This is a genomic window from Amycolatopsis kentuckyensis (assembly GCF_041679295.1).
GTDB lineage: Bacteria > Actinomycetota > Actinomycetes > Mycobacteriales > Pseudonocardiaceae > Amycolatopsis > Amycolatopsis kentuckyensis_A.
Window position 1 is genome coordinate 1 of the sequence record NZ_JBGDMD010000035.1, and the last position, 5,953, is coordinate 5,953.

The window sequence follows — 5,953 nt, forward strand, 5'->3', positions numbered from 1 at the left end:
GAGCGGCTGGGCGACACCCGCTCCATCGCCGTCACCTGGGGCAAGATCGGCGACATCGCCGAACAACGTGGGGATTACGACGAGGCACTACGCATCCGCCGCGACGTCCAGCTGCCGGCCTTCGAGCGGCTGGGCGACACCAGCGCCATCGCCATCACCTGGGGCAAGATCGGCGACATCCTCTACCAGCGTGGGGATTACGACGAGGCACTACGCATCCGCCGCGACGTCCAGCTGCCGGCCTTCGAGCGGCTGGACGACACCCGCTCCATCGCCATCACCTGGGGCAAGATCGGCGACATCCTCTACCAGCGTGGGGATTACGACGAGGCACTACGCATCCGCCGCGACGTCCAGCTGCCGGTCTTCGAGCGGCTGGGCGACACCCGCGAAACCGCCATCACCTGGGGCAAGATCGGCGACATCGCCGAACAACGTGGGGATTACGACGAGGCACTACGCATCCGCCGCGACGTCCAGCTGCCGGCCTTCGAGCGGCTGGGCGACACCCGCGAAACCGCCATCACCTGGGGCAGGATCGGCGACGTCCTCTACCAGCGTGGGGATTACGACGAGGTACTGCGCATCCGCCGCGACGTCCAGCTGCCGGTCTATGAGCGGCTGGGCGACACCCGTTCCATCGCCGTCACCTGGGGCAAGATCGGCGACATCCTCTACCAGCGTGGGGATTACGACGAGGCACTACGCATCCGCCGCGACGTCCAGCTGCCGGTCTATGAGCGGCTGGGCGACACCCGCTCCATCGCCATCACCTGGGGCAAGATCGGCGACATCGCCGAACAACGTGGGGATTACGACGAGGCACTACGCATCCGCCGCGACGTCGAGCTGCCGGTCTACGAGCGGCTGGGCGACACCCGCTCCATCGCCATCACCTGGGGCAGGATCGGCGACGTCCTCTACCAGCGTGGGGACTACGACGAGGCAACATCTCTCCAGCTCAAACGACTAGAGACGCACACGGGCCTAGGCGACCTCGACGGCATCGCCGCGGCGAATTGGGACCTCGCCCAGATCGACCTAGCTCGGCAAGACTACGAGTCAGCGGCACCCAGGGTGATCGAATCGTATTCGATCTTGCACCGCCTCCAACGCGCCGATGGTCTCGCCGTCGTCGCCCTAACCCTGGCCACGCTGCTCGTGGCGGCCGATCAGATCTCCGAGGCCCAGCAAGTAGCCGGTGAAGGCCTTCGGGCCGCTACGAAGATCGGCGCGGGCGCCCTCGTAGAACAGCTGACGAACCTGCTCGACAACCTCGGCCAAGGGGACGAACGATGATCATCCGTATCGAAAGTGACACCAAAGCCGGCCTGGCATCCGCGAAGGCCAGCCTCGACGAGCTGATCGGCGACTGGGGATACCGCGTGCGCGAGATCCCGCTGAACCCGCCGGCTTCCGGGTATTCCACCCGAGAGGACGAGAAGTCGGTCGACCCGATCGCGCTGGCCGCGTTGATCGTTTCCATCCCCTCGGCCGCGCTGGCTGTGACCGACCTGGCAGACCGCATCCGCAAGCGCCGACGAGCTCACGACCTCATCGACAAGATCAAGCAAGACCTCGATGGCAAAACCACCGTCAAGCTGATCACCGACGACGGCCCGCGTGACTTGTCGCAACTGAACCCCGACCAGCTCCTCGACCTGCCGAGACCGGAAGACCCGTCCGCGTAGATCCCGGCCAACACATCGCATCGATGTCACACGCATCAACTACAGCAACGGCCACATGGAACATCCGCTCATGCCACTGATCGATCGTTGCGACGTCCGCTCATGCCGCAGGTGGCGCGCTCCCCGACCTTGCGCCGCCAGCGATCTCACCGAGCATCGGAGGTCATGGAGCCCTCAGACCTGGACGAAACGGTGTTACGACTGGCGGCTATGGCGTACCTCGGACGCTATACCGGCGCCTCGCGGACGCATTCAGCGTCGGACCTGCGGATCTTCTTCACCTGGTGTCACGAACGCGAACTCGCCCCACTGGCAGCTGTACGTGCGCTGGATGCAGGAGGTGCGACGATTCAAACCTGCGTCATCGACACCGTGCTCGAGCACTCGCTGGCGGAATACGTCCGACGCCCAATGGTGCCCAACGAGTCACCGACCCTCGGCCTATCCCACCTAAAGTTCGAGGCGCTGCTGAGCGCGGCCCGGGAATCGGTCTACCCGTTCGACTTCGCGCTGGTCGCGATGCTCGGACTACTCGGCTTCCGAGTGTTCGAGGCCTGCGCCGCGGACATCAGCGACATCGGCGAGGAGCACGGACATCGGGCGCTGAGGGTGGTCGACAAGGGCGGCAAGGTTGTCTTAGTGCCACTGCCGCCGGCGGTCGGCCGGGCGATCGACCGAGCCGTAAGCGACCGCGAGCACGGTCCAGTCCTGCTCAACCGATGAGGCATCCGCATGGACCGGCACTGCGCCACCCGCCGGCTGCGCAGGCTGGCCGAGGCCTCGGTCGTGCGCTCCCGCGGATGCACCCGCACATACTTCGCCACACCTTTGTCACCACGATGCTCGACGCGGGCGTCGACCTGCGCGACGTCCAGATCGCTGCCCGACACGCCGACCCGCGCACGACCATGCGCTACGACCGTGCCCGCAAGACCCTTGACCGGCATCCGAACTACATCCTGGCGGCGTACATGGAGGCAGCCCGGCCCAGGGCCGGTTGGGTGGCGAGCCGGCCGGGGCTGTTCCAGCACGCGGACGTCCGCTCATGCCGATGAGCGGATGTCCTTCCGCCCCGTTAGGCCATTTGGTGGAAGTTGACTGCTGTTATGAGACGTTTTGTAACCGATGAGGACGCTCGGGCGAATCTTGCATGTGGTCCGTCAGAGCGGCAAAGCGCGCTCGGCTGGTTGTGCAGTCACGAGGCGGCCGAGGGGTGGGTGCGGTGGTGTCCGGTCTAGTCGTGGACGGTTCGGCATTCGAGCTGGTCGTCGGCGGCGAGAGGGTCGGCCCGCGACGGCTCCTCCAGGATGCTGATGTCCAGTTCCTGAAGACGGTCGCTGCGCGGTATGTCAGTGCGGCGCAGGGACGGTCAGCTAATGCGCTGCTGAAGCTGGGACGCGAGCTATTCGGCTGGCTGGACGGAGAGCAGGGGCAGCTGTACGCCTGGCTGGAGCGGGCAGGGGCGCCGGTGATCTTGGAGATTCAGACACCGCATTGGCCTTCCGCGGCGGCGTGGGCACTGCTGCGGGCACCGTTCGAGGTGTTGGCGTGGCCGGATGGAGATTTTCTCGCCCAGGACGGGCGTACCAGGTTCGGCGTCGCTCGTCGGCTGGGTAAAGCTACTTCGCCGACAGCGCTGAGTGACTTTCGGCTGGGCGTCGCGTTTATGGCCTCTTCGCCACGGGAGCAGGACGAGCTGGACTTCGAGGACGAGGAGACGGCAATCCTCAATGCGGTGGATGATGCCCGCATCGATCTGCTGGTCGAGGACACCGGAGACCCGCAGCAGCTCGCTGGACGGCTGTCTGCGGACACGCTGCCGGTGGTGCACTTGTCATGTCACGGCTCCAATTCCTGGCCGGAGAAGGACGGCGAGCCGGTGCTGCTGATGGAGGACGAAACCGGGGCGCGCAAGCCGACGACAGCGTCGGACCTGGTCGAGCTGTTCCCGCGGGGGACTACGCGGCTGGTGTTCGTGTCGGCATGCCTGACCGCGACCGGCGCCGACACCGCGACGCACCTGCCTCCCGGCGAGGGACGCAAGGGTGGGCCGGGGCCAGGCGGGCGGGAGGAGCAGCTGGCGCATTCGCTGTCGACCAGTCTGGTCACCGCGGGGGTGCCGGCGGTGATCGGCTGGGACGGTTCAGTACGGGACCGGGCGGCGACGGTGTTCGCCCAGCAGCTGTACGGGGCACTGAACAATCGGGTGGATGTGGCGGTGGCGGTGGGTGATGCCCGCCGGGCACTGCTGAAATCCGAGGATCCGTCGGTGCGGGCGGAGTGGCACCTGGCCCGCTTGTGGCTGGGCCCCGCCGGGGGCGGCGCGGTGGTGGCGGGTAGCCGGGCGCGTTCGTTGGTCTCGGCCACGCATGGCACGAAACGCTTCTTGGACCGCAAAGAGCAGGTCCCGGTGGCCAAGGCGGAGATGTTCGTGGGGCGCAGAAAAGAGCTGCAGCGTGCGCTGCGTGTGCTGCGCGGCGGCACACGAGCCGGGGTGCTGCTGCAGGGGTTGGGGCGTCTGGGCAAGTCCAGCCTCGCGGCCCGGATCGCCGACCGCGTCGCGGGCCAGTACGCAGTGGCAGTGGTGTTCGGTGACTACTCCGCATTGGCTGTCCTCGACGCGATCCGGCACGGGGTGCACACCAACCCTGCCGCGCGAGAACTGATCGATCGCCGGCTGCCGGACGTGCGGGACCGGGACGAGGCGATCGGGGACGTGTTGCTCGATCTGCTGTCCGGGCCATGCGCCCAGGCCGGTGACGGCACCAAGCCGTTGCTGCTGATCATCGACGACCTGGAACGCATCCTCATCAAACACCCGGAAGGACCGCACGGGGTCGCGCCCGAGTACGCGCCGGTGCTCTCGGCCGTGCTGCGCGCATTCGACCCCGAGGAAACCGTCAGCCGGGTGGTGCTGACCAGCCGGTTCACCTTCGCTCTCAACGGCGCCGAGGCTCGGCTCGAACGCATTCAGCTGGCAGCCTTGTCCGAGGTGGGGCGGCGGAAACTGCACCGCCGCCAGGAGGCCGCCGCCTCTCCCGAACGACGGGCCGAGCGTGCCGACCTGGCCCAGCGCGCCATGGCGGTGAGCCGGGGCAACCCCGGCCTGCAGGACCTGATCTGCCTGCGCCTGGTTTACAACGAGGACGTGTCCCTGTCCCGCGCGGACGCCGCGGTGACGGGCATGGAGGAGTATCTGCGTCGGGGGGACCTGCCCGCCGATGGTGAGGTGCGGGTATTTCTGGAGAACCTCGCCGTGGACGCGCTCCTCGAGGAAGCAGGCACAGCCGGCACCGCGCTGGTGCGTGCGCTCACCCTGTTCGATCTGCCGGTCCCGGACACGGTGCTCGATCTCATCGCCGAACAGGTTGGCGGATCACCGGTCCGGCTGTCCGGGCTGGGACTGCTGGAGCCCCACGACGATCCCGTGGACCCGGAACTTTCCGCTCTGGCCGTCAACTCTGTCGTGGCCGGCCGGGTCGCCCCGCTCACCGCCGCAGAACGGTCCACCCTGGCCCAGCTCACCGTGGAACCCCTCCTGAACGCCTGGACACCGTCGACACCGTCCCACAGCCGGACTTCTAGGGAGGACTTGCAGCTGACGCGGCTGGCGATACTGGCGGACAACCCGAGCGTCACCGCCCTCTGCGCCGCCAGTGCGATCACGCACCTGCGCACCGGCCCTGCCGCCGATGCTGCGGCACTCGGCGGCGAGGCGATCGCGCTCCTGGATCAGCACAACCACGCGGTACCCCTCCATTTGCTGCGTATGGTGGCGGATGCCGTTCTCACCAGCGGAGATGGCCCTACTGGACACGCGTTACTCGACCGAGCCATGCGGATAGCCACTGCCGACGACCACGGCGATCCCGTCGAGCGGGCCCGGGTCTTCGCCGAACAGGCCCGACGTCTGATCACTACAGGCGATCTGGGCAAGGCCGAAGACCTGCTGACCCAGGCACGCAATCTGTCCCTCACCGCAGGCTCCGATCGTGAAGCCGCCGTGGCATCCGGCCGTATCGCCGACATCCTCTACCAGCGAGGCGACTACGACGAGGCCCTCCGCATCCGCCGCGAGGTCGAGTTGCCGGTCTACGAGCGGCTGGGCGACACCCGCTCCACCGCCGTCACCTGGGGTCAGATCGCCGACATCCTCTACCAGCGAGGGGACTACGACGAGGCCCTCCGCATCCGCCGCGAGGTCACCTTGCCGGTCTACACGCGGCTAGGCGACACCCGCTCCACCGCCCTCACCTGGGGTC

Annotated in this window: 5 protein-coding genes; all 5 read left to right on the plus strand. The window is 67.4% G+C overall.

Annotation, left to right across the window (positions count from 1 at the left end):
• Positions 1 to 1,299, plus strand: a 1,299-nt coding sequence (locus ACERZO_RS50210) for a tetratricopeptide repeat protein (RefSeq protein ID WP_372673146.1), incomplete at its 5' end; no start/stop codon positions are given.
• Complete coding sequence (locus tag ACERZO_RS50215) at positions 1,296 to 1,691, plus strand: hypothetical protein (protein WP_372673147.1); 396 nt, start codon at positions 1,296 to 1,298, stop codon at positions 1,689 to 1,691. The genes ACERZO_RS50210 and ACERZO_RS50215, both read left to right, overlap by 4 nt.
• Before the next feature lie 165 nt (positions 1,692 to 1,856).
• Positions 1,857 to 2,414, plus strand: coding sequence for a hypothetical protein (locus tag ACERZO_RS50220; protein WP_372673148.1), 558 nt, complete (start codon positions 1,857 to 1,859; stop codon positions 2,412 to 2,414).
• A 77-nt stretch (positions 2,415 to 2,491) separates the two neighbouring features.
• Complete coding sequence (locus tag ACERZO_RS50225) at positions 2,492 to 2,746, plus strand: tyrosine-type recombinase/integrase (RefSeq protein WP_372673149.1); 255 nt, start codon at positions 2,492 to 2,494, stop codon at positions 2,744 to 2,746.
• A gap of 185 nt (positions 2,747 to 2,931) precedes the next feature.
• Positions 2,932 to 5,953, plus strand: a 3,022-nt coding sequence (locus ACERZO_RS50230; protein WP_372673150.1) for a CHAT domain-containing protein, incomplete at its 3' end; no start/stop codon positions are given.

Excerpts from the sequence above, each read along its gene's own strand:
- ACERZO_RS50215 (WP_372673147.1), top strand. The coding sequence starts at position 1,296 with ATGATCATCCGTATCGAAAGTGACACCAAAGCCGGCCTGGCATCCGCG.
- ACERZO_RS50220 (WP_372673148.1), top strand. The coding sequence starts at position 1,857 with ATGGAGCCCTCAGACCTGGACGAAACGGTGTTACGACTGGCGGCTATG.
- ACERZO_RS50225 (WP_372673149.1), top strand. The coding sequence starts at position 2,492 with ATGCACCCGCACATACTTCGCCACACCTTTGTCACCACGATGCTCGAC.